Origin of the sequence: Bacillus sp. JNUCC-22 (genome assembly GCF_018861275.1) — a bacterium.
GTDB lineage: Bacteria > Bacillota > Bacilli > Bacillales > Bacillaceae > Bacillus > Bacillus velezensis.
Window position 1 is genome coordinate 1,272,481 of record NZ_CP076408.1, and the last position, 24,920, is coordinate 1,297,400.

A 24,920-nucleotide genomic window follows, 5' to 3' on the forward strand; every position below is an offset into this window, starting at 1 on the left:
ATGAAATGGGGTTTAGTGGTCATAGCGGCCGTATTTGAAGTGGTATGGGTCACCGGCCTGAAACATGCTGATTCGGCACTGGCGTGGAGCGGCACGATTACGGGAATCATCATCAGTTTTTATCTATTAATCAAGGCGACAGACAGCCTCCCCGTAGGAACGGTATATGCGGTCTTTACCGGGCTCGGGACAGCGGGCACCGTGCTCAGTGAAATCCTGCTTTTCAAAGAACAGGCCGATCCGGTGAAAATCGTGCTGATCGGCGTTTTGCTGATCGGTGTCATCGGATTAAAGCTGGTCACACAGGATAAGCCTGAGACGAAGGAGGAGAAGGCGTAATGCATTGGATCAGCCTGATAGCCGCGGGTCTTTGTGAAATGCTCGGGGTCATTTTAATGAATCAATTTCAAAAAGAAAAGAAAGTCAAATGGATTCTTTTCATTATCGCCGGATTTGCGGCTTCTTTTTCCCTGCTTTCTTATGCGATGGAAACAATCGCGATGGGCACGGCCTATGCGATCTGGACCGGTATCGGCACAGCGGGCGGCGCACTAGCCGGCATTCTTTTCTACGGCGAGCAGAAGGATGCGAAGCGCATCTTTTTCATTGCGCTTATTTTATGCGCTGCCGTAGGGCTGAAAATTCTCTCGTAAATTGATTTTTATCAAATCTTCAGTATAATCTATTAGTAAGTTACGAATTATGAAGATACGAGGGATTAAAACAGATGAATTCATATATGACACAGCGGCTGAAAGAATACCGCCGCGGGAATGAGGAAAAAGGGCGCCTGCTCGTCAGCTGCCCCGACCAGCCGGGAATTGTATCGGCCGTGTCGGCGTTTTTGTTTGAACATGGCGCAAACATTATTGAATCAAATCAATATACGACTGACCCTGAAGGCGGACGGTTTTTTCTTAGGATCGAATTCGACTGCAAGGGCATTCGTGAGAAAAAAGAGGACTTACAGCAGGCGTTCACCTCAATCGCCAAGACATTCGGCATGACATGGAGCCTGTCTCTGGCAAGTGAGCTGAAGCGAGTGGCGATCTTTGTATCGAAGGAGCTGCACTGCCTTCATGAACTGATTTGGGAATGGCAAAGCGGCAATATGATGGCCGAAATTGCGGTCGTCATCAGCAACCACGAAGAGGCCAAAGAAGTGGTCGAACCGCTGAATATTCCGTTCCATTACATGAAAGCTAATAAAGACATCCGCGCCGAAGTGGAGCGGCGCCAGCTTGAGCTGCTGGAGCGGTATAAGATTGATGTGATCGTTCTTGCCCGCTACATGCAGATTTTGACGTCTGATTTTGTATCTGCCCATCCGAATCGGATTATTAACATCCACCATTCATTTCTGCCGGCCTTTATCGGCGCTAACCCGTATAAACGGGCTTATGAGCGCGGAGTGAAATTAATCGGCGCGACCTCTCACTATGTGACGGACGATCTTGATGAAGGGCCTATTATTGAACAGGATATTGAACGCGTCGATCACAGAGATCACGCAGAGGATCTGAAGAATATCGGCAGAACGATTGAGCGGAGCGTGTTGGCAAGAGCCGTAAAATGGCATCTGGAAGACCGCGTCATCGTTCACGGAAACAAAACGATCGTATTTAATTAATGGCGGTCCGCCGGGGAGGCGGACTGTTTTTTATGGATGAAAATGTCTTGACAAGAACCTGTTTTCTTTGCATAATATAAAAAAATCATTGAGCGTTGAAGAGGATCAGTACGCAGAACTTTCTGTGACAGAGAGCAAAATGGCCCGCTGAAACATTTTGCCGCATGAAACCTGCCGAACCTGCCTTGGAGTCCTGAGGGGAAAACTCAGGCGCGATAACCTGGCGTTACAGGAAAGCGGGACGCGTGAAAAACGCGTTCAAACAAGGTGGTACCACGGAAAGCCCATTTCGTCCTTATTTTTCAGGACGGAATGGGCTTTTTTTATTGAAGAGAGCCGGTTTGGATTGATTGCCACGGAGGAGAAACGATGAAAAAACAAAGAATTGTTGTGAAAATCGGGAGCAGCTCGCTCACCAACAGTAACGGAAGTATTGATGAAGCAAAAATCAAGGAACATACGGAAGCCATTTCTTTATTAAAAGAAAACGGGCATGAAGTGATCCTCATTACCTCAGGCGCGGTGGCAGCGGGTTTTTCCGCTCTCGGCTATCCGTCGCGACCCGTTACAATAAAAGGAAAGCAGGCAGCTGCCGCAGTCGGCCAGACGCTTTTAATGCAGCAATATATGGACCATTTAAAAAGATACGGTCTGACGCCGGCACAAATTTTATTAACAAGAAATGATTTCTCAAAAAGAGAGCGGTACAGAAATGCCTATGCCACTGTAATGGAACTGTTGGAGCGGGGAGTCGTGCCGATTATTAATGAAAATGATTCCACATCAGTCGAAGAGCTGACGTTCGGTGATAACGACATGCTGTCGGCGCTTGTAAGCGGTTTGATTCATGCAGACCAATTAATGATTCTCACAGACATTAACGGGCTGTACGATGCCAATCCGAATGAAAACCCGGACGCAAAGCGGTTCGACTATCTGAATGACATCACACCTGAATTGCTCGGATATGCCGGATCAGCAGGCTCAAAGGTCGGCACCGGAGGCATGAAGTCAAAACTTCTCGCCGCCCAGACCGCATTGTCGCTCGGGGTAAAGGTATTTATCGGAACCGGCTCCGGACGGGAAAAACTGATGGTGATTTTAGACGGAAAAGGCGACGGCACTTATATCGGCGATAAAGACCTGTCCTCAGTGAATAATACACGGCAATGGATCATGTTTCATTCTCCGATATCAGGGGAAATCATCATTGATGGGGGAGCGGAGCAGGCGATGATCCATAACGGGTCAAGTCTCCTCCCGGCCGGCGTCGCCGATGTCTGCGGCAGTTTTCCGAAAGGGGCCGTAGTGGAAGTCAAAGGGCCCGGCGGCATTATCGGCAAAGGGCAGACGCAGTACTCATCCGATGAAATTTTAGAAGTCAAAGGGAAGCGGAGCGACCAGCTTTCAGGAACGAAGCAGGTGGAAGTGATTCACAGAGATGATTGGGTGAATTTATTTGACGAGGGGGAACACAAATGAGTGAAGTATTGCAAAAAGCGGCCTTGGCAAAAGAAGCGGCTGCCGAAATGGTCATGAAAACGACGGCTGAAAAAAACGAAGCGCTCCAATGTATCGCAGACGGACTCAGAAATGAACGCCGGCTGATTTTAACAGAGAATCAGAAAGATATTGAAGCGGGACGGAACAGAGGACTGACACCTGACATTATTGACAGGCTGACTCTTGATGAAAAACGCCTGCTCGATATCGCGGACGCCGTGGAACTGCTGATCGGTCTTGAAGATCCCGTCGGTGAATCGCTGGAGACCATTCAAAAAGAGAATGGATTATCCATTGAAAAAATCCGCGTGCCCCTTGGAGTAGTGGGCATGATCTATGAGGCCAGACCGAACGTTACCGTAGACGCGGCCACACTCTGCCTGAAAACCGGAAACGCGGTTGTGCTCAGAGGAAGTTCTTCCGCCATCCACAGCAACATAGCGCTTGTCAGTGTGATGAAACGCGCACTGGGGCTGTCAAAGCTTCCGATTGATGCCGTTCAGCTCATAGAAGATACAAGCAAAGAAACCGCCAAACAGCTCTTTACATTAAATGACGGGCTGGATGTATTGATCCCGCGCGGCGGTAAAAATTTAATTGATCTAGTGGTCAGGGAATCAACCGTACCCGTTTTAGAAACCGGAGCGGGCAATTGCCACGTGTACATAGATGAGTCAGCAGATCCTCAAATGGCAAGCGAGGTCGTCATCAATGCCAAAACACAGCGTCCTTCGGTCTGCAACGCGATTGAATCTCTTTTGATTCATGAAAAATGGGCCGAAGAACACGGACGAAAGCTGCTGAATCAGCTGACAGAAAAAGGGGTGGAGCTCCGAGGAGACCAGGTGATTTGCAAACTGGAGCCTCAAGCGAAACAAGCAGAAGAAGCCGATTGGGGAGCGGAGTACCTGGCGCCGATTCTCAGTGTGAAAACGGTGCAGGACGTACAGGAGGCGGTCCGCCACATTCAGCAGTACGGCACAAACCATTCAGAAGCCATTCTGACGGAGAACGCCGAGCATGCGGCTTACTTCCAGACCGCCGTTGACGCCGCCGCCGTGTATCATAATGCTTCAACCCGGTTTACGGACGGTTTTGAATTCGGATACGGAGCCGAAATCGGCATCAGCACGCAAAAGCTTCACGCGAGAGGGCCGATGGGGCTTCCGGCGTTAACATCTACAAAAATCATCATCAAAGGAAACGGACAAATCCGCGTATAATCTTTTAAGCTTATCCTTCAAAAAGGGTAGGCTTTTTTTATCGGAAAGATTGACGGTTCCTATTATATTGTGTAAAATTAAATTGTACACAATATAATAGAGGTGAATTCACATGACAAATCCATTATTTACTGCAACCGTATCAGCCGCCGGCGGACGTGAAGGGAAAGTTACGTCTTCTGACGGAGTGCTGAATCTTGATGTTGCCATGCCGGGAACGCCAAGAGCAAAACGGCTCGAACATGCTACAAACCCTGAACAGCTGTTTGCCGCAGGATATTCAGCCTGCTTTGACAGCGCTCTTCAGCTCGTAGCGAGAAAAGAGCGTCTGAGTATTGAAACAGAGGTCACTGCGCATGTCAGTCTGCTGAAAGATGAAGCAGACCAAGGATATAAACTAGGCGTTACGCTTGAGGTCAAAGCATCCGGCATTGATAAACAGGAGCTTGAAGCCCTTATCCAAAAAGCGCACAGTGTCTGCCCGTATTCAAAAGCGACAGCGGGAAATATTGAAGTGAAGCTTCTGGCAGCAGAATAAAAATAAGGATGCCCATTCGGGGCATCCTTATTTTTTGCCGTGCAGCGTATTCAAAACCTCATAAAGCGACTGCTTTAACTGCTTTAATTCCTCTTTTGACCGTCCCGTCTGTTCCAGCATGGCAATGGGGATATCCGCCGCTGTTTTCTGCAAGGCCCGTCCTTCATCTGTGAGCCTGATCGTCACGGATCGCTCGTCTTCAGCCGATCGCTTTCTCATGATGATTCCGTGCTGCTCCATCCGTTTCAGCATCGGTGTCAGCGTTCCGGAATCCAGGTACAAAAGCTCACCCATCCGTTTCACATTCAGTTCTTCGTGCTCCCATAATAAAAGCAGCGCCAAATACTGGGGATAAGTTACGTTGAGCTTATCAAGCAGCGGTTTGTACCGTTTCGTCATTTCCCTTGAGCTTGCGTACAGCAAAAAACAAAGCTGATTCTCCAGTTTCATATGTTCAAAATCTTTTTCTGCCATTACTTCTTTCACCAACTCTTTGTTTGTTAACGTTACCCCTATTGTAGCCGAAAAACAGTCCATTTCCTATTCCTCATGTTTAAAAATATGAGCAGGGGCAATATATACAGTAAGTACAATGAGGAGGCTGATAATAATGGCATTATTTACTTCAAAAGCGACCGCAGTCGGCGGACGAGCAGGACATATTAAATCCGAAGACGGGGTGCTGGATTTTGACATCATCATGCCGAATGCAAAAAAAGACGGAGAAACCGGCACAAACCCTGAACAGCTCTTTGCGGCAGGATATGCTGCCTGCTTCGGGGGAGCGCTTGAGCTCGCCGCCCAAAAACAAAAAATCGACATGACCTCTGAAATTGAAGGACAGGTCAGCCTTTTAAAAGATGAGAGTGACGGAGGTTACAAAATCGGCGTAACGCTCGTCATTGATACAAAAGATCTTGACAAAGAAACGGCGGAGAAGCTTGTGCATGCCGCTCACGAGTTCTGTCCGTATTCAAAAGCAACAAGAGGAAATGTAGACGTCAAACTTGAATTAAAATAAATAACCGAACGAATATCCCGGATTTTATATCCGGGATATTTTATTAACGAAAACATCAGTAATGATCTCTTCTCTCCCGGAATAAGAATACGATATAGCACTTTTGCATAATAACACCAAGAGAAAAGAGGGAGAAATCGATGTCTCTTCCAAACATACCGAACATCACCCCCGACATTACACTCTCCAGATGTGAGACCCTGAACCTCCTTCTTTCATCCGTGGCTATGGAAGAAATCGGACTATCCCATATTCTGCAGGCGGAAGCGGAAAGGATTCAAATGTTTCTCGGCGCTTCCGGCGATCCCTCCTTGGAGGAATTGTCATCAATCAATAGAAGCACTGAACGGCTCCTGCGCACCGTCATGAAATCACAACTCCTTTTGCAGACGAAGCTTGAGGACATTATCTTCTTACAGGATTCTGAAGCCTGTATGGACCAGGACGACCCAAGCAATCCGAGTAATCCGGGCGATCCTGATGACCCGTGGAATCCGGATGATCCAAGTAATCCGAGTGATCCGGGCGATCCTGATGACCCGTGGAATCCGGACGACCCGAGCAATCCGAGTGATCCGGGCGATCCTGATGACCCGTGGAATCCAGACGATCCCAGTGATCCGGAAGATCCGTGTGACGGCCTGTTTTACGGCCGCATTGGCTGCTGTGAGTGCGGGGATTGTGAGGACTGCGGTTGGAAGAAAAAAGGCGGGGAGCGTTCATAAAAAAAGAGACGGGTGAAGCATATGCCGTATCCAAGCATCTCAAAAGCGAAACAGGCATCTTTTGAAGCCATGCATTGTCTCACGATTGCGCTGTTACATATATTATCTGTGACCGTGGATAAAAGAAGGGGTTCAAATTACAAAGAAGAAATCAGGCTGTTCTCCGCATTGTGCCGCTGGCAGATGGAAACAGGCGGCCGTCTGTTTTTAATGATCAGCTTGGAAGAAGAGCAGAAGCAGATGTATGAGCGGCACTTTCTTGAAATGAAGACAGTTACGGAACGAACGAAAAAATTCATTTCTGAAAGCCCGCGCGAATTCCGGGCGCATCCGATTACGAAGCGGGCTGTCAGGCAGCTTCAGGAATGGAATACGGAAACTGCCGAACCTGCCGTCAGATGGGTGCGGCCTGTCATCATCACGATGAACGGCACTCCTGAACGGCCTTGGTTCAATCAACAACTCCAAAATCGGGAAAGGTGAGAAAATGAGCGGAAATGCTGAATGTAAACTGACTCTTTGCATGATTGTGAAAAACGAGGAGAGATACATCTCCCGTTGTTTATCAAGTGTACAAGACATCGCTGATGAGATCGTCATCGCAGACACCGGATCACAAGATAATACAAAAGATATATGCAAAAGCTTTCAGGCAAGAGTGTTTGATTTCGAATGGGAGAATGATTTCGCAAAGGCCAGAAATTACGCCCTGCAGCATGCCGAAGGAGATTGGATTTTAGTGCTTGACGCGGATGAAGAGCTCGATCAGGAGACGGGCCGTTTTTTAACTTCGCTGCTTCATGACGGATTACCGAGCCGGGGTCTTATGAAAATCATCAATTATACGGGGAAGCAGCTCGATGAAAACGAAGCGTTTGAAAGCATGCAGCCGAGACTGTTCCGCAATCATAAAGGCCTTCTGTATCAAGGCAGAATTCACGAGAATATCTCGGCTTCCAATGAGGAAGAAAACAATGCTTTTTTCACGCTCCCATGTGTGATTCATCACTACGGCTACTTGGAGCAGGAAGAAAAGATCAAGCAAAAACATAAACGGAATATCAGCATTTTAAATGAAGAGCTTTCAGAGGAAAATCCTGATCCGTGGCTTGTCTATCATTTGGCAAGTGAATGCTACAGAATCAAAGACTATGAAAAAGCATTACATCTTGTCAACGGCTCAATTTTTCAATTTTTAAGCGAAAAACGAATGCCTCCGTCTCTCCTGTATTATTTGAAATATACAATATTGCTTGAGCTCAAACGGTATGAAGAAGCCGAACAAGGGATTGAAAAAGTGCTCAAGCTATATCCTGATTACAGCAATCTTCATTATTATAAAGGCCTTGTATTATATCATTTGGAAAAGTACAGAGCGGCAATCAAAGCATTTGAAAACGGAACGCAGGTTGAAGGAGAAAACGCTGATCACTTCATTTTAAAAGGTGCCGCCGATTTCAGAGCCTTTTATTATATGGCGAAATGCCATGCTGCATTAAACCATGATATGACGGCCATCGCTTACGCCAAAAAATCGGTGAAGTTCAATCCTCAATTTAAACCCGCGAAAGAACTTCTGTCTCAATTAAAAAAGGATCAGCGGACAAACGCCTGATCCTTTTTTTGCATGTTCCATTAAGATAATCGAATAATGTTTAAAGCTGCACCGGTGCTTCCTCCAAGCAATGTGGCCGCACCCAATAATCCGAACAGCTGAAGCTGGATGGTGCTGCCTGCTGGCAAAGTCACAATAAAGGAGTTATTAAAGTTTGCCAAAGACGCGACCGGGGCGATAATCGAACTTGCAGGAGGAGTGCCGTTGATTAAAATACGCGAACTTACAAGCAAGCCGGCCGTTAAATTAATATGGTAGGAAATATAGTACCGTCCCGCCGGAGCAACGGTAAATATGGTATTTGCGGCATTAGCCGTAATATCTGCCGAAAGGTTTTGTTCATTCGGTAAGGAAATGGTCGTACCGCCGACAATAACTGCGACAACACCGCCGCCCGTATTGCTCGCATAGCCGGAAGTTGCTGTCAGACTTGTTCCGGTGCTTCCGGTCGGTCCGGTGCCGCCAGCAGCACCGGTAATTCCAGTCGGTCCGATGTCGCCAGTAGCGCCGGTGATCCCGGTCGGTCCGGTGCCGCCAGTAGCGCCGGTGATTCCGGTCGGTCCGGTACCGCCAGTAGCGCCGGTGATTCCAGTCGGCCCGGAAACGCCAGTAGTGCCGGTGCTTCCCGCCGCAGCTAAAAGTGTATAGTCAGCTGAGGCTCCAGGGGTTCCCGCAGGGCTGTTTACATTTGCGACGTAAGAGCTGCCGTTATACAAGACAACCTGTCCGGTCGTGTAAGTAGGGGCGATCAGCGGATTAAAAGCAAAAATCCCTTGAAGACCCGCACCGGTAACCCCCGTCGGTCCGGTTGGCCCCGTCGCTCCGGCCGGTCCGATTGCTCCCGTAGGTCCTGCGGGCCCGCCGGCTGGTCCCGGCGGCCCCGTAGCACCAGTCGGGCCCGCCAGTGTAGGGATATTTGAGATACTGTCCAATTTTGAACCGAGAAGAAGCTCCTGTTTCATTAAGCTGTCAAGCGTATCACGGACGCTCTCATTCAGGTTAAGAATATCAGCAAGACTTGACGGGGGTCCTGTTAATCCGGGAATCGTTCCGAGCGCGTATTGGATTTTTTCCCCTTCCGCATTCAGAATATGTGCCATTCCCAGTTCTTCCATAGCAATTGACGAAAGAAGAAGGTTGATGGTATCGTCTCTGGAAAGTGTAACGACAGGGGTGATATTGGGCAAATTAGGCTGTGACACAATGTCCCTCCTTATGAGTTGGCTGAAAATCATTTTATTACGAACAAAGTTCCCCGAAATGAGCGTAAGCAGTACTGTATCATTATATTCACGGATTCTGTCCAAGTTTCTGAACGAATTCCCTTCATTAATTTCCTCATATATGAAGGAAATACTTTAAATATAGAGAAAATACATCGCACAGCATTCGCAAATCGGTCAAAATGACAGCGGGACATGTGATCGTCTATAAAGCGATGGCTATATATCTTGTGCGTTTCCTGCAAAAACTCTCTTTTTCATTTCAAGTTTTCTTTATACAAGGGCGAGTAGCATGGATGGGATCGTACAAACAATCATTCCGATAAAGGCATACCGGGGTTCAATTTCATATAAAAAACCTCCGAAAATAGTAAATGCCGCAGTGCTCCAGCTGAGTGCAAGCGCTGAATATATGCCTTGGACTTTCGGGATTTGCGCGGGTGAAATATTTTTAATTAAGTATTTCATAAATGCATAGTGTCCCATCGCGAATGAACAGGCATGCAGTGTCTGCGCAATACAGAAAATGATGACATGCGGAAAGGCAAATACGAGTATCCAGCGTACGGTAGCACCAATCGCCGCCAGGGCGAGCAAAGAGCCTGCTGTAAATTGATGAAAGTATCGGTCCGCGATTGCAAAGAAGATAATCTCCGCGATAACGGCGATGTTGATGATGATTCCGATGGCATATGCGGGCGTATCGATTTCCTGCAAAAAGAGATAACCGTAATTGTAGTAAGATGCATGTGCCGCCTGCAGTAAGATAACGATTGCAAGCACCAGACCGAAATATTTGATGCGGAATAAGGCAAACATGCCCTCTTTTATTGCGCGGTCTGTTTCCGGCCGTTTTGAAAGAACAGCTGGCGCATGCATAAAGCTGAGACATGCGAATATCAGGGTGCCCAAAAGCAGTGCCCATAAAATCGCTTGATCTCCGAATATACCTGTAAAGACGGACAGGATGACGCCGGCTGAAACAAAACCCGCGGACCCCCACTGGCGGCTTGTCCCATAAGCCTTTAATTCGTTATGCTGTACAAGGACGCCGCAAGCGCTGTCTAAAGCAGGCATTAAAGCAGGGTAAAACACATGCAGCACTAATGTGACAAGAAGCAGGCTTTGAAAAGAATCAGCGGGAATATAACATAAAAGTGCGAGAAGCGTCCCGATTCTGGCGCCGTTTAATAAGGCTTTGCTGCTGAATTTTCCTGATAAATAAGGGAAGAAAAATAATGTGGAAATCCCTCTTGCCGCCAAGCCCAGGCTCATAATGAAACTGGCTTCGGATACGGAAACCCCTTTTATATGCACCATCCATCCCGTCCAATAGGGCAGAAAAACACCCCATGTCATAAAAAAACTAAAAAAATGCAGACTCATCCAGCGATATGCTTTCATTCCCGTTCCTCCTTTAATTGGCATGTTATCATGTAAGGACATAAAGACAATATGAGATATCTCATATTTTTGGGGTGGACGATGGAAATTTATAAAGGCGAGAAAAAGCGGCATCAGTTAGAAAAACACTCAATCGCGCATTTATTCTCTTTCCCCGCTGAAGAGTTTATGGAAGTGCGCGAATATGAGCGGGACGAATGGATTATTCAAGAGGGCAGGAGGCCTGACTTCCTGTTTTACGTGATTGAAGGAAAAGCGAAAATATATGTAACCCATCAAAACGGGAAAGTTTCTTTAATTAATTTTATCAACAAAAATGATTACATCGGAGAGATGGAACTATTACATGAAGTGTATTACACAAAAGGAATTCAAGCCTCAGCGAAGACTGTTTGTTTTGCTCTGCCTATTTACCGCTGCCGCGCGCAATTGCTGCAGGATGCGAAATTCCTGCGTGAGTTGGCTAAGTTTTTAAGTGCTAAGGCAACGCTTATGGCTTCGAAATATTCACAAAGTCTGGCGTTTCCGCTTGAAAACCGGCTGGCTGATTTTATTTTGCAGACGGCTTATGAAGGGGGTTATAAAGAGAAGCACATAACGGTCTGTGATTATTTGGGTGTATCTTACCGTCATCTCTTGCATGTGCTGACGCAATTCTGCCAAAAAGGGTATTTGCAAAAAGAAGGGCGGGGCTATCAAATTAAGCAGCATGATTCACTAAGTGAACTTGCGGAGGCGCTGAAGAATAAGTAGCACGCCCAGAAAAAACAGCCACCCGCGATTTGCGGATGGCTGTTTTCATTATACAAGCTGAGCTTGTTTTTTTCGTGCCTGTTTCGCGGCGTCGACCATATTTTTTAATGCCGCAACGGTTTCTTCCTGCTGTCTTGTTTTCAGTCCGCAGTCCGGGTTTACCCAGAAGCGGTCAGTCGGACACACTTCAAGCGCGTCATCAATAATTTGATAGATTTCTTCAGTTGCCGGCACACGCGGGCTGTGAATGTCGTATACACCGAGTCCGAGGCCTTTCACGTAAGGATGTTCTTTCAAATATTCTAAAAATCCTCCGTGGCTTCGGCTGTGTTCGATTGTAATGACATCCGCGTCAAGATCATTGATCGTATCTACGATATCTTCAAAGTTGCTGTAACACATATGCGTATGAATCTGCGTCTCATTTTGCACAGAAGACGTCGTTAACCGGAATGCTTCTGCGGCCCAAGTTAAATATTCATCCCAATCCTGCGTTTTTAACGGCAGTCCTTCGCGGAGCGCGGGTTCATCCACTTGGATAATCTGAATACCGGCATCTTCAAGCGCTTTTACTTCTTTTCTGAGGGCAAGCCCGATCTGGAAGGCGATTTCTTTTCTTGAAATATCCACACGCGGGAATGACCAGTTTAAGATGGTGACAGGTCCCGTCAGCATGCCTTTCATGTGTTTTTCCGTCAGCGATTGGGCGTAGACCGTATCTTTTACCGTCATCGGTTCGATAAATTCGACATCTCCGAAAATGACAGGCGGACGTACGCAGCGTGAACCGTAAGACTGCACCCATGCATATTTCGTAAAGGCGAATCCGGCCAGTTTTTCACCGAAGTATTCGACCATGTCCGTACGCTCGAATTCTCCGTGAACGAGCACGTCTAAGCCGATTTCTTCCTGAATGTCAACCCAGCGCTTCGTTTCCGCATTAATAAAGGCTTGGTACTGTTCATCCGTCCAATCTTTTTTCCGCCATTTTTGCCGTGCGCTCCGCACCTCTGCAGATTGAGGGAAGCTTCCGATTGTCGTCGTCGGCAGAAGGGGAAGACCGAGTGATTCATTCTGCAGCGCCAATCGTTCTTCAAAGCTTGCCGGACGGGAGAAATCTTTTTCCGTCAGCTGATTCAGCTCTTCTTTTTGAGCTGAGTTCGCTCCTGTTGCGAATGCTTTTAAAGCCTTAAGTGCCGCTTTTGATTCTTCGATCTGCTCACTGACGGCCGCTTTGCCGGACAGAAGCCCTTCTTTTAAGACGCCGAGTTCCGCCAGTTTTTCTTTAGCGTATGACAGGCCGTTCAGCAAATCCTTTTCAAGATGCTCGTCAGGGTGTTTCGCCACCGGCACGTGCAGAAGGCTGCTTGAAGGCTGAATCCATAACTCCTCAACATCAGCGTGGCTGAGGATATCCAGAGCTGCATCAAGGCGTTCTTCAACATCGATTTTCCAAATGTTGCGGCCGTCGACCACACCGGCTGCCAGCACTTTATCTTTCGGGAAGCCGTGCTTTTTCAGCTGATCAAGGTTTCTGCCTTTATCATGCACGAAGTCAAGCCCGATTCCCTGTACGGGATAAGAAACGAGTTCTTCATATGCATCAACCGAATCAAAGTATGTCTGCAGGAGGACATTCAGCCCTGAAAGCTCTTTTGTAATAGATTCATAGAGTTCTTTTGCGGCACGGACGTCTTCAGAAGAAGCTGTCACAAGGGCCGGCTCATCGATCTGAACCCATTTTACGCCTTCAGCTTCAAGTTCTTTCAGCAGCTGAACATAAAGAGGAACAAGGCGTTTTTGAATCGCTTTCGCTTCTGATTCTTCGTATCCTTTCGCAAGCGTGACAAATGTATACGGACCGACGATGACAGGTTTCGTTTCCGCTCCGAATTCTTCTTTGATCCGGCGGTAGTCGTCAAGCTGTTTGTTTCTCGTCAGACGGAATTCAATGCTTTCGTCATATTCAGGAACGATGTAATGGTAGTTGGTATTAAACCATTTCGTCATTTCACTGGAAACGGCGTCTTTTACACCGCGGGCAATCGCAAAGTATGTATCAACGGGATCCGTGATGCTGCGGAATCTTTCCGGAATCCAGTTAAAGCTGACGGCTGTATCAAGCACATGGTCATAATGGGTGAAATCAGAGACCGGCACGATATCGATATGTTGGTCAAGCTGTGTTTTGACAGCTGATAAGAATAAACCGTCAAGTTCTTTAAGAAACGTTTCTTTGTCAGTGTTACCTTTCCAATAAGCCTCAAGCGTTTTTTTCCATTCTCTGTTCAAGCCGATTCTCGGAAAACCGAGGTTCGAAGTTTTGATTGTTGTCATTAAGTTTCCTCCTTTAAGTGAGATGTAACAAAAAAGCCTCTTTCTCATGAGAGAAAGAGGCTTTAACTTCAAAATGCAAGCCTCTCTTATCTCTCAGATCACGTCTGATGGAATTAGCACCGTGCCTTATGAGACAGTCGTCTCGGCGCAAAAATCACGCGCCCCATTTCACAATGGAATTACGGTCGGTTGCTGTTGGGGTCAAAAGGCCAATCCCTCGCCCAACTCTCGATAAGAGAAAATATTTAAATTTTTTTGAAAAGTTACATCATTTGTTGGTTATCTTATCAGCTTATTCAGATCACTGTCAATAGAAAATCTCACATTTTAAAAATTGGTGATGTAACAAGCTGATTAATCATTATATGAGAAAAATATCAGAAAGACAGCAGCTGTGCCTGTTCGGCTCTTTCCATCAGTACTTCAGGCGCGTCTAAATACAGAAATCCGTTCCCGGCCAATGTTTTGGCGATGTCCAAAGGAAGGGTCCGCCGCACGAGCTGGGCGTAGACTTCAGCCTCAGAAAGCGTCCGCTGAAACGCGTCCTGTTCAAGCCCTTTTATTAAGGCAAGCGCTCCGCTCACATGCGGGGCGGCCATTGAAGTGCCCGTCAGCTTCCCGTATTTATGGTTGGGAAGGGTGGAGAGAATATTTTCTCCCGGAGCCACCAGGTCAATCTCTTTATTAGCGTTTGAAAATTCAGACGATTTACGGGCGATTGAGACTGATCCGACTGCGATCACCTCGTTGTAAGCGGCTGGATACGACAGTTCCTCTGTACGTTCGTCTCCGTCGCCTTCGTTTCCTGCCGCGCAAACGACCAGAACACCGCTTTTTACCGCATTTGCGACGGCTTCTTTCAATTCTGGCACATCGCTTGGCCCGCCGAGTGACATGGAAATGATATCGGCCTTTTGTTCAACGGCGTAGTTGATGCCGTTAATGATCCATTCGTATTTGCCGCTGCCGTTTTGACCGCCGAGAACTTTAACGATTAAAAGGCTTGCTTCCGGCGCGACACCCGAAATTCCGCCGTTTGAATCATTGGCGGCAATCGTTCCGGAAACGTGTGTCCCGTGTCCGTTATAATCGGAAATCGCGTCTTCTTTGCCTTCGTCATCATCGGTGAAGTTTTTCCCGCCGACAATCCGGTCTTTCAAATCAGGATGATTGATGTCGCAGCCTGTGTCAAGCACCGCGATTTTAATATCCTTGCCTTTAAACCCTTTTGCCCACAACTCTGGCGCCTTAATCACTTTAATACCCTCTGGAAGCTCGTTTACCTCCATGATCTGTTCATCCGTGACATAAGGAATCAAATGCATTTCACCATTCATAAAAAAGCCCTCCTTTTTTATGCTTGCGAGTGGATACAAGGGTGTTGCTACTATTTTATGGCAGAGCATGCCGGCCGGAAAGAGTCATTTGAAGCATTTTCATAAAAAAGGCGTAATCTATCGCACTAAAAAATTTCAAATAAATGGATAGTTTAACAACTTTTATTTTCATTCATGATCCGCTGACGCTATAATTGGAAATGGGAAAGGAGAAGAGATATGAAGATAAGTGAAGCATTATACAGCTATTTTTCAGAACAAGTGGATCAAATTGCGAAAGAGTGGATCGAAACGATGGAAGATTCGGATCCGAATTCGATTTATTCTTTGACAAATCCCGTCATCACAGAAGAACTGACGGAGCAGGATAAAGAATTTTACCGGCATATTAATAAAATGTATATCATGCCGAAAAAAGAATTTTTAGAAGAGTTCGAGCGGTGGGTGATTGAGCTTGCGAAAGACCAGAAGCATCTGGATACTCCCGTCCAGTATGTGGTCCGTGAATTCATGAGAAACCGGAGACTATATGTCAGTTATTATGATGCGTTTGCCGATAAACATGAATCTTCGTTTGCACAGGGAGAAAGGAAGAAATGGGAGAATTTAATTGTACAAGTATTTGATTTTACGATTTACACGTTTGTCGATCATGCCGAGCATAATTCAAAAATGCAGCTGAATGCGCAAAGAGAAATGATTTTGGAGTTAAGCTCGCCGGTTATCACGCTGAGCAAACGGACGGCGCTGCTGCCGCTTGTCGGCGATATTGACACGGAGCGCGCCAAATTCATTCTTGAAAATACGCTGAGCACATGTGCAAAACGGCTGATTGAACATCTGTTAATTGACCTGTCGGGTGTAGTGGTTGTCGATACGATGGTGGCGCATCAGATTTTTAAATTAGTTGAGGCGCTGAAATTGATCGGCGTCACGTCCACTTTATCCGGAATCAGGCCGGAAATCGCTCAAACCGCCGTACAGCTCGGCATTAATTTCTCAGATATTACGATCAAGTCCAATCTCGCTCAGGCTCTCAATTATCATCAATAACATACATAACAAAACAGGCTGCCGAATCACTCCGGCGGCCTGTTTTTATACAAACAACAATGAAATGAGCCAGCTTGCGCCGAATAACAGAAGCACGAGCAGGAAAAAGCACCAGTCGGCGCGGCGCACGGTAACAGTTCTGTAAAACGTGCGGTTTCGGCTCCCCGTAAAGCCTTTAGATTCCATCGCGATCGCCGTGCGTTCCGCCTTTCTGATTGCGCCTGCCAATAGCGGAATGGTGAAGCGCCTGAAGGCGGAGAGCTTTCCTTTCAGCCCGGAATCAGACCCCGCGCCCCTGATTCTGTGCGCCTGCCGGATGATCAGGATTTCATCTTTCAGAAGAGGGAGAAACCGGAACCCCGCGATAACGCCGTATGCAAGCTTGGGCGGCAGCTTACACTGCTGAATCAGACTGAGCATGAACAGAATCGGATCGGTTGTGAAAAGAAACATCATCGACAAAGCGGAAAAACATAAAATACGAAACGCGATAGAAATCCCGAGCGCCGCGTTATCACTGTTGACGGCAATCGGCCCGAGCTTAAACAGCAGGTTGCTTCCGGTTGTCGGGACGTTTCCGAATACGGCGGCTGTCCATAAAGAACCGAAGGCCAGAATGACAAACGGAATCGTGAACAGCAGCCATTTTTTCAGCGGCACACGCCCCGCCGAGAGGACGCCTCCCGCAATGATGATATAAAACAAAGCAGGGGTGTACGGATTATAAATAAACGACAGCATAATGACGCATAACAATACAGCCGCCGCCTTTATTGACGGGTTAACAGCCTCCAGCCGCAAGTTCATTTCTCCGCCTCCTGTCGTGTCTCATCCATTCATACCGCAGCGGCAAAGCCAAATGCGCCTGCTCGGCGATCCCGGTGTTATCAGAAAACAAAGCGTCGGGAGTTCCACGGAATACCAGTTTCGTGCCGCAGAGCACAAGGATCGTGTCGGCATAATCTGAGACGAGTTCCATATCGTGTGTCACCATCAAAACAGCCGTTCCTTCCTTTTGAATCTCACGGAGCATTTGCATACACTCCCGCGCCGTTTTGGCATCCTGTCCGAAAGTCGGTTCATCAAGCATCAAAACGTTCACATTGTGCATAAGCATCGTTGCGACGCTGAGCCGGCGTTTTTGTCCTTGGCTTAAAGAAAACGGATGCTGTGAGGCATGGCGTCTCAGGCCGAATCGGGTTAACAGCTGAAGAGCTTTCTCCTTTGCGGCTCTGCTGCTTTCAAAACCGAACATCAGCTCTTGAATGACGGAATCTGTGACAAATTGGTGTTCAGGATTTTGGAAAACATATCCGATCAGCCGCCGCAGCTCTTTTTCAGAATAGGAATCAATCGGTCTGCCGTCTATTTTGATGTCTCCGCCCAGCGGACGGATGAGCTTGGCCGCGGCAGAAAGAAGCGTTGTTTTTCCTGTTCCGTTAGGGCCGGCAATCGCGGTGATTGAACCTTTTTTTACGGAAAAGCTCACATCCTGAAAAATGACGTCTGCCCCTCTTGAGAATGACAGCTCGTGAACGCTCAGCGCGTCTTCTGCCGAAAGCGCGGCGGGCCGGGGTTCGGGCAGAGACGGTACAGATTCTTGAAACAGCTTTTCTTTACACAATGTAAAAGGAATGCTGACGTGCTCCTGCAATGAGATCACACGCGGAATCGGAATGCCGAGCTGCATCAGCTCTTCAATCTTTGTTTCAAAGATAACGTCCGTCTCTCCGTCCATCACCTTCTGACCCGTTTCGTCAAGGACAATCGTCCTGTCCATCCACGGAGCCCAATGATCAAGCTGATGTTCGATAACGAGAAGGCCGAAGCCTTTTTTTGCTTGAAGATCTTTGATCAGCCGCACTAATTCACGTGCGGAATATGGATCAAGCTGTGCCGTCGGTTCGTCCAAAATAATGAGTTCCGGTTCCATCGCAATGATACAGGCAAGCGCCACTTTTTGTTTTGAACCGCCTGACAGCGAAGCGATCGTTCGCGTTTTCAGATGAGTGATCTCTAATTTTTCTAAAACGTCATCGATGATTGCGTCCATATCTTCTTTTGTATATTGCAAATTTTCCAGGCCGAAGGCGATTTCATCTTCAACCGTCAGCATGCAAAACTGCTGGTCCGGATCTTGAAACACGACGCCGATGGATCTGGCGGCGGGCTCTGTCAGATGTAAAAGAGGTGTTGCGTATAAAGAAACGGTTCCCGATTGAACCCCATCGCATGCTTCCGGGTACAGACCGTTTAAACAGAGAGCGAGCGAGCTTTTGCCGCATCCGCTCGGCCCGAGCAATAAAGCCCGCTCTCCTTTGCGGAGCTGAAAGGACACGTTTTGAAGAATCGGCTTTTCATCCTGATCATAAGAAAAGGTAAGACGGCCGGCCGATAGAAGGGGCTCAGATGCCTGCATCTTGGTTCACCTGTTTCTTTTTCTTCTTGAATTGTTTTCCGAGCGCCATGCCGTTCAGCACCCCTGTGTAAGCCAGCGCATCACTGATTGCTTTGCCGAGAAGGCCGGCAAGAAGCGCACCTGAGACCAGACGGATGAGAAGCATGACGGCTAATAAACCCGGATTCAAAACAGAGTATCCGGAAACGAACAAGTCATAAATGAAGCTCGTCACAGAAGAACCCATACCGGATAAAAGAAGCACGGGCAGGGTATACATCCGCCAGCGTGTCGCAAAAAAGACCGCTTCCGCACCGATTCCCTGTGCGATCCCGATCAGAATCACCATCGGTCCTGACGGATTTCCGAGTAAGCACTCCACAAACGCGGCGATGATTTCAGAAACGAGAGCCGCTCCCGGTTTTTGAATAATGTACGCGGCAATCACCGAGACGATAAACCAGATACCGTAAATCGGTTCGTAGCTCATCCGGCCGAAAAATCCTGCCGCTATATTGCTTGCATGAGTTGATACTAAATAAATGACAGCAAATACAACACTGATGACGGACATGACGACAATTTCTCTCATTTTCCAATTTTTCATTGTGATCTCCTGCTTTCTTATCGGATAGTCGTATGTATGAAAGAGATGATTTTACAGGCGGTTCATATTCAGTTTCATATTGCGGTGTCCTCCCCCGTTTTTTAATGAAAAATAAAAAACTGCATATCGAGGGAATATGCAGCAGCAGAACGAAAACGCATGGGGAAAAACCCTGCGCTCCGGTCAATCTGCACTTCCCCACGCTGGTATTATCCAGATCGGGTTATAAGGGATCAAAACATGCCTGCCGCATGTTTTATCTCAGCCGATAACAGCACCCCTAGTGCGTTTCCTATACAGTTTTTTATGATGACATCATCATAGTTGATCATGTCTGATTTGTAAACAGCCTTTCTTCAAACAGAGTTTGGAATCGGACCGGATGATCATTCATAAAGATAAGTAGAGCCCTTTTGATCAAAAGGAAACGGAGGACATCTATGTTTGTTCATACAGTGCAGTCTGGTGACTCGTTATTTTCCATCAGCAGAAAGTACGGATACCCTGTTGACAGCATCAGAAGCGTCAATGGGCTTGAGGAAACGAATATCGTTCCGGGGCAGGCGCTTTTAATCCCTCTTAATGAATATACGGTTCAGCCGAATGATACGTATGCCGTTATCGCAGGTAAGGCTTATGTGCCGCAGATGCAGCTGATGCAGGCAAACCCGGATATTCCGCCGAACCGGCTGCGGGCGGGTATGAAAGTGAAGATCCCTGATATCTCTAACTATCTTGCGGGAACCCTGCAATTTTATGTCATTCGGACGCCTGAAGCGGATAGAGAGCTAATTAATGATTTTGCGCCGTATTCTTCGGCGATTTCTTTGTTTGAATATCATTTTGGCCCGAACGGAGATATCATTAACGATTTAAACGACAGAACCGCAATAGAAACCACATGGCAGAACAGAGTGCGCCCGCTTGCCGTCATTACGAATCTGACAGAAGGGGGATTCAGTCCGGAATTAGCCCATCAAGTGCTGCAAAATCCGACGGCAAGAACGAATCTCGTCAACAATATCGTCTCCTTAACCGTAAGAAAGGGATACGGCGGTGTAAATATTGATTTTGAACGGGTCAGAGAAGCTGACAGGGACCTCTTCACAGGATTTCTCCGGCAGTTAAAAACCCGGCTTTCAGAGCATCAGCTCGCGTTAACGATATCGGTTCCGGCGAAAACAAGTGATGCAGTGCCGTGGCTGAGGGGATATGATTACGGCGGAATCGGAGCCGTCGTCGATTATATGTTCATTATGGCGTACGACTGGCACCACGCCGGCAGTGAGCCGGGACCCGTGGCGCCTTTGACAGAGGTCAGGCAAACGATCAATTTTGCCATCAGCAGGGTGCCGAGAAGAAAAGTGATTCTCGGTGTTCCGCTATACGGGTATGATTGGGTGATTCCGTACCGTCCGGGAACGATCGGATCCGCCATCTCCAATCAGCGCGCCATGGAAACGGCCATGAAGCATCAATCAGTGATCCGTTATTCCCAGCAGGAGCGTTCCCCTTACTTCCGGTATACTGATGAAAATGGAAGAACGCATGAAGTGTGGTTTGAGGATGTGCGGAGCATGAGTGAAAAAATGGTTCTCGTTCGGGAGTTCGGACTGCAGGCGATCGGCGCGTGGCAATTAACGCTCGGTTTCAAACCGGGCCCGTGGCTGCTTAGGAACTTTTTCACGATCCGAAAAATATAGCTGCATGTCCCGCTCCGCAAGTAATTTTTTTTCCTATGATAACGGATCTTCTTTTGGACAATCTAAAATTGAACAGGAGGTCTGTCATATGAAGAAAAGGGAAGAGCAGTATATCAACGAGGCTGAGTATGTACCGCATCCGACAAAAGAAGGGGAGTACGCGCTCATGCTGCATGAATCCTATCATTTCCTTTCAGAAGAGGATGAAAGCGATTTGCCGGAATAAGGGCTTTATGCCTTTATTCCGTTTATTTTATAGGCATGTGCTGAAATCACAAATTTAAGGTTGACACATTCCTTTTTTTTCTGTAATCTCAGTGTGTCAATTCAAATAAGAACTTCGTTAGGTGAGGCTCCTGTATGGAGATACGCTGCTGCCCAAAAATGTCCAAAGACGCCAATGGGTCAACAGGAATCATCGACATAAGGTGATTCTTAACGCAGCTGGATGGCTGTCCTATGCCATACAGTGCTAAAGCTCTACGATTGGAGGCCCCGCACGTTTATTTGCCGTGCTTGTTTTCGCCTTCATATCAGAAGGTTTTTTTTATGCCTCAAAACGTACACGACTGAGCATGATAAGGAGGTGCGGAGTATGGATTCTCCCCATTCGAGTATGTCAGAAGAAGTACCCATATACAGCCAGATAACCAGTGACGACATGATGAGGAGACAAACCGCCGCACTTCCCTTGACGGACGGCGCGTCTCCGTAAAGGAGGTACGAGTCCCGATGGTCCAAAACATGACCTATGACGAACTCATATTACGCATTATCATTTTATTGCGGGACGGAAAAATAAAAGAATTTCGAAACATGATAGATGAGCTTCAGCCCTATGACATGGCATTTTTGTTTAAAGAAATGCCGGAAAAGCACCGGGCCCGCTATCTGTCATATATGACGGTTGATGACATCACCGACATGATCGGAGAGCTGGAGCGGGAATTTCAGCTTGCCGTTTTGCATAAAGTCGGTAAAACGAAAGCCACTCTCGCAATGAATAAAATGGATAACGACGATCTCGCCGCATTGCTGGAAGAGATGGATGAAGAACTGAAAGAACAGCTTTTATCCAGCATGGAGGCTGAGGAATCAAAGGCCGTGCAGCTTTTGATGAACTATCCGCAAGAATCGGCGGGACGGATGATGACGAACCGCTTCGTCTGGATTCCGCAGCATTATACAGTAAAAGATGCGGTTGTGAAGCTGAAAAGCTTTGCAGAAATCGCAGAATCAATAAATTATTTGTACGTAATTAATGACAGCAAGCAGCTTGTCGGAGTGCTCTCTTACAGAGATTTAATTCTCGGCGAGCCTGAGGATAAAGTGCAGGATCTCATGTTTACGCGTGTCATCTCGGCCGGGGTGCTCCAAGACCAGGAAGAAGTCGCCCGGCTGATCCAGCGGTATGACTTTTTAGCCATTCCGATCGTGGAAGAAAATCATGTGCTTGTCGGTATTGTCACTGTCGATGATATTATTGACGTCGTGATTAAAGAAGCCGATGAAGATTACGAAAAATTCGCAGCCTCCGGTAAGGCGATTACATTTGATACGAAAGCGTACGTTGCGGCGTACCGCCGTTTGCCGTGGCTCATTCTGCTTTTGTTTATCGGATTGATTTCCGGAAGCATTCTGAATTATTTTGAAGATACATTGCAAAAAGTCGTCGCCCTCGCGTTTTTCATGCCGATGATTGCGGGAACGACGGGTAATACAGGCACACAGTCACTCGCCGTCGTCATCAGAGGACTGGCTAAAGAAGAAATGAATAAAAAAACCATCTTTAAACTGATTTTCCGTGAATTAAGAACCGGTATCTATATCGGCATCGTCTGTGCGATCGCGATTACGATTGTCGCAACCGTCTGGCAGAAAGACTTAACGCTCGGTTTTGTCGTCGGTTCATCGCTGCTTGCAACGTTGATTATCGGTACGATGGCCGGAACGATCGTCCCTATTATTCTTCATAAACTGAACATTGACCCGGCGATTGCATCAGGACCGCTGATTACGACGCTGAACGATATTTTGTCCTTATTAATTTATTTCGGCATTGCAACTGCATTTCTTCATGCTTTATAAAAAAAGTCCGTCTCACAGGAGGCGGACTTTTTTGATCAGCGGTTTTTATACTTAAAATGAGCATTAAGCTGTCCTTCCAGCATTTTTTTGCGGAGCTGCGGGTCGTTTTTGAGAGCCTGTTCTTTTTTTCGCATGTCTTTTAAAATTTCAGCCGTCTGCACGCCGTCTTCCCGCTTGTTGGCAATATCCATCAGCCGCTCAACGTCCGCGAAGGAATACTTTCTCGTTCCCCGTGATGAACGCTGCGGATAGATTAATTTCCGTTCTTCATAGTATCTGATCTGTCTGACTGACAATCCGGTTAATTCGCTTACAATGCCGATCGAGATTACTTTTTTATCTTTGTAAGATTGTTCGTCTGTCGTCATTTTTCCACCCCTGGATGTCTTTTACTCATATTATATAAGAAAAAAAGAGAAAAAACCTGACGCTTGTCAGGTTTTCTGACGCGGAATAGAAAATTTTAGAAAAAAAGCGGCAGAAAAATTGACAAGGTTAATGCATGGTTCTGTGCCCCGTTTTATGCTTACTGTACAGACACAATGAGGAGGAAGGATAGGAATGGAGAAAGAAAAAGCGGTTTCGCTGGCAAAAGAAATCATTGAATTAGATATGAAACGCGATGAAATGCTGGAGGCGTTCATGCAGCTTGCCGGGGAACACGCTTTTCCGCTGCTCAGAGCCGTCCAGAACGGACTTTACCGAAAAACATCATAATCTACAGAAGTTTTACAATGGCTTTATACGTCTTTGATATAAAAGCGTTATTCTGATCATAGAATAACGGAAAACAAAGGAGGCCGCTATGAGTCGTTTGCTTCAAAATGCATTGGACAAAGAGAGAAACCATTATTCCAAAAAGCTTCTGCAGATCGGAGTCTATACGAAAGAAATACTCAATTCCATGACAATTACGGAGCTGAGAAAGGAATACGCGTATTTTTTTCGGAACATTCCCTATAAAGAACGGAACCCTTATACAAATTAAATGATGTATAAGGGTATTTTTTTATATAAAAAAGAAGGAATTCTGAAAAACGGCACGAATAGAATATAAAACAAAGAACGACTCTTATGAATTGTAAGGGTTTACATTATTTTTTTATAAAAATCTTAAATACGGGGTAGATATGATGAGATTATCATTTAACGAAGAAGAAGTGATGCGTTCGATGAATTTGTACAAAGTTTTTGCAAGGGCTTTCAAAAGTGTGTCTGAACACAGCATCCGCGACAGTAAAGAACATGGTTTTAATCCGACTGAATTTGCCGTTTTGGAGCTGCTCTATACGAGAGGACCGCAAAAGCTTCAGCAAATCGGGTCGCGCCTTTTGCTTGTCAGCGGGAATGTCACCTATGTCATCGACAAGCTTGAAAGAAACGGGTTTTTGGTCAGAGAACAAGACCCGAAGGACAAACGGTCTGTTTACGCCCATTTAACTGATAAAGGAAACGAGTATTTGGATAAAATTTATCCGATTCATTCATTGAGAATTGCGAGAGCGTTTTCAGGACTTATGCCTGAGGAACAGGAACAGCTGATAGCCCTACTGAAAAAAGCGGGAATTCACAGCCAGCATTTGCTTTTCCGTTAAAAGAAAGCGGATACAGACACTCTTCTTCACGAAGAGTGTTTTTTTTCTGTTCCGGACAGTAGAGCCTGAAGCGGTTTTTGCATAAGCTGATACAGGTCGGCATCATTATTTACCAATCATAATGTGACACGCCCCATGCCAAAATATGAGGGTGCTTTGAATATAAA

At 46.7% G+C, this 24,920-nt stretch carries 27 protein-coding genes and 3 riboswitches; of the genes, 18 read left to right on the top strand and 9 right to left on the bottom strand.

Annotated elements, in window-relative coordinates; genetic code table 11:
* The 6 genes from JNUCC22_RS06630 (at window position 1) to JNUCC22_RS06655 (ending at window position 4,894) form a co-directional block, all read left to right on the top strand.
* Window positions 1-339: a DMT family transporter gene (locus JNUCC22_RS06630; RefSeq protein ID WP_007407236.1), complete on the top strand. Its 339-nt coding sequence runs from the start codon at window positions 1-3 to the stop codon at window positions 337-339.
* Window positions 339-653 carry a DMT family transporter gene (locus JNUCC22_RS06635; protein WP_007407235.1) on the top strand — a complete coding sequence of 105 codons (315 nt, stop codon included), beginning with the start codon at window positions 339-341 and terminating at the stop codon, window positions 651-653. Before JNUCC22_RS06630 ends, JNUCC22_RS06635 begins: the two co-directional genes overlap by 1 nt.
* A 74-nt stretch (window positions 654-727) precedes the next feature.
* Window positions 728-1,630 (top strand): formyltetrahydrofolate deformylase, encoded by a 903-nt coding sequence (purU, locus tag JNUCC22_RS06640; RefSeq protein WP_108654857.1) that lies wholly within the window; start codon window positions 728-730, stop codon window positions 1,628-1,630.
* A gap of 369 nt (window positions 1,631-1,999) precedes the next feature.
* Window positions 2,000-3,112, top strand: coding sequence for a glutamate 5-kinase (gene proB, locus JNUCC22_RS06645; protein WP_012117383.1), 1,113 nt, complete (start codon window positions 2,000-2,002; stop codon window positions 3,110-3,112).
* Complete coding sequence (proA, locus tag JNUCC22_RS06650) at window positions 3,109-4,356, top strand: glutamate-5-semialdehyde dehydrogenase (RefSeq protein ID WP_025284624.1); 1,248 nt, start codon at window positions 3,109-3,111, stop codon at window positions 4,354-4,356. Before proB ends, proA begins: the two co-directional genes overlap by 4 nt.
* 112 nt (window positions 4,357-4,468) lie before the next feature.
* A complete protein-coding gene (locus JNUCC22_RS06655; RefSeq protein ID WP_072589015.1) occupies window positions 4,469-4,894 on the top strand; it encodes an organic hydroperoxide resistance protein in 426 nt (141 codons plus the stop codon).
* A 27-nt stretch (window positions 4,895-4,921) separates the two neighbouring features.
* Here the strand turns inward: JNUCC22_RS06655 and JNUCC22_RS06660 are convergent, their stop codons facing one another.
* Window positions 4,922-5,431, bottom strand: coding sequence for a MarR family winged helix-turn-helix transcriptional regulator (locus JNUCC22_RS06660; RefSeq protein ID WP_012117386.1), 510 nt, complete (start codon window positions 5,429-5,431; stop codon window positions 4,922-4,924).
* A 73-nt stretch (window positions 5,432-5,504) separates the two neighbouring features.
* Here JNUCC22_RS06660 and JNUCC22_RS06665 point away from each other — a divergent pair, with 73 nt between their 5' ends.
* From JNUCC22_RS06665 to JNUCC22_RS06680, 4 genes are all read left to right on the top strand, one after another.
* Window positions 5,505-5,915 (top strand): organic hydroperoxide resistance protein OhrB, encoded by a 411-nt coding sequence (locus JNUCC22_RS06665; protein WP_003154758.1) that lies wholly within the window; start codon window positions 5,505-5,507, stop codon window positions 5,913-5,915.
* A 140-nt stretch (window positions 5,916-6,055) separates the two neighbouring features.
* Entirely contained in the window at window positions 6,056-6,640 is a 585-nt protein-coding gene (locus JNUCC22_RS06670) for an alpha-helical endospore appendage domain-containing protein (protein ID WP_012117387.1), read from the top strand.
* A 21-nt stretch (window positions 6,641-6,661) separates the two neighbouring features.
* Entirely contained in the window at window positions 6,662-7,123 is a 462-nt protein-coding gene (locus tag JNUCC22_RS06675) for a hypothetical protein (RefSeq protein ID WP_059367131.1), read from the top strand.
* Between the two features lie 4 nt (window positions 7,124-7,127).
* Window positions 7,128-8,255, top strand: coding sequence for a glycosyltransferase (locus tag JNUCC22_RS06680; RefSeq protein WP_025284627.1), 1,128 nt, complete (start codon window positions 7,128-7,130; stop codon window positions 8,253-8,255).
* Between the two features lie 20 nt (window positions 8,256-8,275).
* On the opposite strand, the gene JNUCC22_RS06685 is transcribed toward JNUCC22_RS06680, so the two are convergent.
* A complete protein-coding gene (locus tag JNUCC22_RS06685) occupies window positions 8,276-9,457 on the bottom strand; it encodes a BclA C-terminal domain-containing protein (protein WP_216062224.1) in 1,182 nt (393 codons plus the stop codon).
* A gap of 294 nt (window positions 9,458-9,751) precedes the next feature.
* A complete protein-coding gene (locus JNUCC22_RS06690) occupies window positions 9,752-10,882 on the bottom strand; it encodes an MFS transporter (protein WP_108654855.1) in 1,131 nt (376 codons plus the stop codon).
* A gap of 81 nt (window positions 10,883-10,963) precedes the next feature.
* Between JNUCC22_RS06690 and yeiL the strand changes: the two genes are divergently transcribed.
* The gene (gene yeiL / locus JNUCC22_RS06695; protein ID WP_108654854.1) at window positions 10,964-11,635 is read left to right on the top strand and encodes a transcriptional regulator YeiL; all 672 of its coding nucleotides are present in this window, start codon (window positions 10,964-10,966) and stop codon (window positions 11,633-11,635) included.
* Window positions 11,636-11,683: 48 nt separating this feature from the next.
* On the opposite strand, the gene metE is transcribed toward yeiL, so the two are convergent.
* A complete protein-coding gene (gene metE, locus JNUCC22_RS06700) occupies window positions 11,684-13,972 on the bottom strand; it encodes a 5-methyltetrahydropteroyltriglutamate--homocysteine S-methyltransferase (RefSeq protein ID WP_099566682.1) in 2,289 nt (762 codons plus the stop codon).
* Between the two features lie 83 nt (window positions 13,973-14,055).
* Window positions 14,056-14,210, bottom strand: a riboswitch (SAM riboswitch).
* Window positions 14,211-14,349: 139 nt separating this feature from the next.
* Window positions 14,350-15,309 (bottom strand): S8 family peptidase, encoded by a 960-nt coding sequence (locus JNUCC22_RS06705; RefSeq protein ID WP_042635138.1) that lies wholly within the window; start codon window positions 15,307-15,309, stop codon window positions 14,350-14,352.
* Window positions 15,310-15,528: 219 nt separating this feature from the next.
* Here JNUCC22_RS06705 and JNUCC22_RS06710 point away from each other — a divergent pair, with 219 nt between their 5' ends.
* Window positions 15,529-16,362, top strand: coding sequence for an STAS domain-containing protein (locus tag JNUCC22_RS06710; protein WP_216062225.1), 834 nt, complete (start codon window positions 15,529-15,531; stop codon window positions 16,360-16,362).
* 45 nt (window positions 16,363-16,407) lie between these two features.
* Here JNUCC22_RS06710 and JNUCC22_RS06715 read toward each other — a convergent pair whose 3' ends face one another.
* The 3 genes from JNUCC22_RS06715 to JNUCC22_RS06725 are packed head-to-tail and all read right to left on the bottom strand — an operon-like array spanning window position 16,408 to window position 19,367.
* Window positions 16,408-17,169, bottom strand: a complete 762-nt coding sequence (locus JNUCC22_RS06715; RefSeq protein WP_007407220.1) for an energy-coupling factor transporter transmembrane component T family protein — start codon at window positions 17,167-17,169, stop codon at window positions 16,408-16,410.
* On the bottom strand, window positions 17,144-18,781 hold the full coding sequence (locus tag JNUCC22_RS06720; RefSeq protein WP_216062226.1) for an ABC transporter ATP-binding protein: 1,638 nt from the start codon (window positions 18,779-18,781) through the stop codon (window positions 17,144-17,146). Before JNUCC22_RS06720 ends, JNUCC22_RS06715 begins: the two co-directional genes overlap by 26 nt.
* Window positions 18,768-19,367: an ECF transporter S component gene (locus JNUCC22_RS06725; protein ID WP_042635141.1), complete on the bottom strand. Its 600-nt coding sequence runs from the start codon at window positions 19,365-19,367 to the stop codon at window positions 18,768-18,770. Before JNUCC22_RS06725 ends, JNUCC22_RS06720 begins: the two co-directional genes overlap by 14 nt.
* Window positions 19,368-19,545: 178 nt before the next feature.
* A riboswitch (TPP riboswitch) is annotated at window positions 19,546-19,659 on the bottom strand.
* Between the two features lie 148 nt (window positions 19,660-19,807).
* Between JNUCC22_RS06725 and JNUCC22_RS06730 the strand changes: the two genes are divergently transcribed.
* The 3 genes from JNUCC22_RS06730 (at window position 19,808) to mgtE (ending at window position 23,158) form a co-directional block, all read left to right on the top strand.
* A complete protein-coding gene (locus JNUCC22_RS06730) occupies window positions 19,808-21,070 on the top strand; it encodes a glycoside hydrolase family 18 protein (protein ID WP_007407217.1) in 1,263 nt (420 codons plus the stop codon).
* 88 nt (window positions 21,071-21,158) lie between these two features.
* Entirely contained in the window at window positions 21,159-21,296 is a 138-nt protein-coding gene (locus JNUCC22_RS06735; RefSeq protein WP_003154740.1) for a transcriptional regulator SplA domain-containing protein, read from the top strand.
* Window positions 21,297-21,402: 106 nt separating this feature from the next.
* Window positions 21,403-21,568: riboswitch (M-box (ykoK) riboswitch) on the top strand.
* Window positions 21,569-21,802: 234 nt separating this feature from the next.
* Window positions 21,803-23,158 carry a magnesium transporter gene (gene mgtE, locus JNUCC22_RS06740; RefSeq protein ID WP_012117400.1) on the top strand — a complete coding sequence of 452 codons (1,356 nt, stop codon included), beginning with the start codon at window positions 21,803-21,805 and terminating at the stop codon, window positions 23,156-23,158.
* A gap of 35 nt (window positions 23,159-23,193) precedes the next feature.
* Here mgtE and tnrA read toward each other — a convergent pair whose 3' ends face one another.
* Complete coding sequence (tnrA, locus tag JNUCC22_RS06745) at window positions 23,194-23,526, bottom strand: MerR family transcriptional regulator (protein ID WP_003154734.1); 333 nt, start codon at window positions 23,524-23,526, stop codon at window positions 23,194-23,196.
* A gap of 193 nt (window positions 23,527-23,719) precedes the next feature.
* Here tnrA and JNUCC22_RS06750 point away from each other — a divergent pair, with 193 nt between their 5' ends.
* From JNUCC22_RS06750 to JNUCC22_RS06760, 3 genes are all read left to right on the top strand, one after another.
* Window positions 23,720-23,875, top strand: coding sequence for a hypothetical protein (locus JNUCC22_RS06750; RefSeq protein WP_003154733.1), 156 nt, complete (start codon window positions 23,720-23,722; stop codon window positions 23,873-23,875).
* A gap of 88 nt (window positions 23,876-23,963) precedes the next feature.
* Complete coding sequence (locus JNUCC22_RS06755) at window positions 23,964-24,146, top strand: Fur-regulated basic protein FbpA (protein ID WP_003154731.1); 183 nt, start codon at window positions 23,964-23,966, stop codon at window positions 24,144-24,146.
* A gap of 142 nt (window positions 24,147-24,288) precedes the next feature.
* On the top strand, window positions 24,289-24,753 hold the full coding sequence (locus JNUCC22_RS06760) for a MarR family winged helix-turn-helix transcriptional regulator (protein WP_007610911.1): 465 nt from the start codon (window positions 24,289-24,291) through the stop codon (window positions 24,751-24,753).
* Window positions 24,754-24,920: the final 167 nt, after the last annotated feature.

Coding starts and splice junctions, on each gene's coding strand:
- JNUCC22_RS06630 (WP_007407236.1), top strand. CDS start 1: ATGAAATGGGGTTTAGTGGTCATAGCGGCCGTATTTGAAGTGGTATGG.
- JNUCC22_RS06635 (WP_007407235.1), top strand. CDS start 339: ATGCATTGGATCAGCCTGATAGCCGCGGGTCTTTGTGAAATGCTCGGG.
- purU (WP_108654857.1), top strand. CDS start 728: ATGAATTCATATATGACACAGCGGCTGAAAGAATACCGCCGCGGGAAT.
- proB (WP_012117383.1), top strand. CDS start 2,000: ATGAAAAAACAAAGAATTGTTGTGAAAATCGGGAGCAGCTCGCTCACC.
- proA (WP_025284624.1), top strand. CDS start 3,109: ATGAGTGAAGTATTGCAAAAAGCGGCCTTGGCAAAAGAAGCGGCTGCC.
- JNUCC22_RS06655 (WP_072589015.1), top strand. CDS start 4,469: ATGACAAATCCATTATTTACTGCAACCGTATCAGCCGCCGGCGGACGT.
- JNUCC22_RS06660 (WP_012117386.1), bottom strand. CDS start 5,431: ATGGACTGTTTTTCGGCTACAATAGGGGTAACGTTAACAAACAAAGAG.
- JNUCC22_RS06665 (WP_003154758.1), top strand. CDS start 5,505: ATGGCATTATTTACTTCAAAAGCGACCGCAGTCGGCGGACGAGCAGGA.
- JNUCC22_RS06670 (WP_012117387.1), top strand. CDS start 6,056: ATGTCTCTTCCAAACATACCGAACATCACCCCCGACATTACACTCTCC.
- JNUCC22_RS06675 (WP_059367131.1), top strand. CDS start 6,662: ATGCCGTATCCAAGCATCTCAAAAGCGAAACAGGCATCTTTTGAAGCC.
- JNUCC22_RS06680 (WP_025284627.1), top strand. CDS start 7,128: ATGAGCGGAAATGCTGAATGTAAACTGACTCTTTGCATGATTGTGAAA.
- JNUCC22_RS06690 (WP_108654855.1), bottom strand. CDS start 10,882: ATGAAAGCATATCGCTGGATGAGTCTGCATTTTTTTAGTTTTTTTATG.
- yeiL (WP_108654854.1), top strand. CDS start 10,964: ATGGAAATTTATAAAGGCGAGAAAAAGCGGCATCAGTTAGAAAAACAC.
- metE (WP_099566682.1), bottom strand. CDS start 13,972: ATGACAACAATCAAAACTTCGAACCTCGGTTTTCCGAGAATCGGCTTG.
- JNUCC22_RS06705 (WP_042635138.1), bottom strand. CDS start 15,309: ATGAATGGTGAAATGCATTTGATTCCTTATGTCACGGATGAACAGATC.
- JNUCC22_RS06710 (WP_216062225.1), top strand. CDS start 15,529: ATGAAGATAAGTGAAGCATTATACAGCTATTTTTCAGAACAAGTGGAT.
- JNUCC22_RS06715 (WP_007407220.1), bottom strand. CDS start 17,169: ATGAACTTGCGGCTGGAGGCTGTTAACCCGTCAATAAAGGCGGCGGCT.
- JNUCC22_RS06720 (WP_216062226.1), bottom strand. CDS start 18,781: ATGCAGGCATCTGAGCCCCTTCTATCGGCCGGCCGTCTTACCTTTTCT.
- JNUCC22_RS06725 (WP_042635141.1), bottom strand. CDS start 19,367: ATGAAAAATTGGAAAATGAGAGAAATTGTCGTCATGTCCGTCATCAGT.
- JNUCC22_RS06730 (WP_007407217.1), top strand. CDS start 19,808: ATGTTTGTTCATACAGTGCAGTCTGGTGACTCGTTATTTTCCATCAGC.
- JNUCC22_RS06735 (WP_003154740.1), top strand. CDS start 21,159: ATGAAGAAAAGGGAAGAGCAGTATATCAACGAGGCTGAGTATGTACCG.
- mgtE (WP_012117400.1), top strand. CDS start 21,803: ATGGTCCAAAACATGACCTATGACGAACTCATATTACGCATTATCATT.
- tnrA (WP_003154734.1), bottom strand. CDS start 23,526: ATGACGACAGACGAACAATCTTACAAAGATAAAAAAGTAATCTCGATC.
- JNUCC22_RS06750 (WP_003154733.1), top strand. CDS start 23,720: ATGGAGAAAGAAAAAGCGGTTTCGCTGGCAAAAGAAATCATTGAATTA.
- JNUCC22_RS06755 (WP_003154731.1), top strand. CDS start 23,964: ATGAGTCGTTTGCTTCAAAATGCATTGGACAAAGAGAGAAACCATTAT.
- JNUCC22_RS06760 (WP_007610911.1), top strand. CDS start 24,289: ATGATGAGATTATCATTTAACGAAGAAGAAGTGATGCGTTCGATGAAT.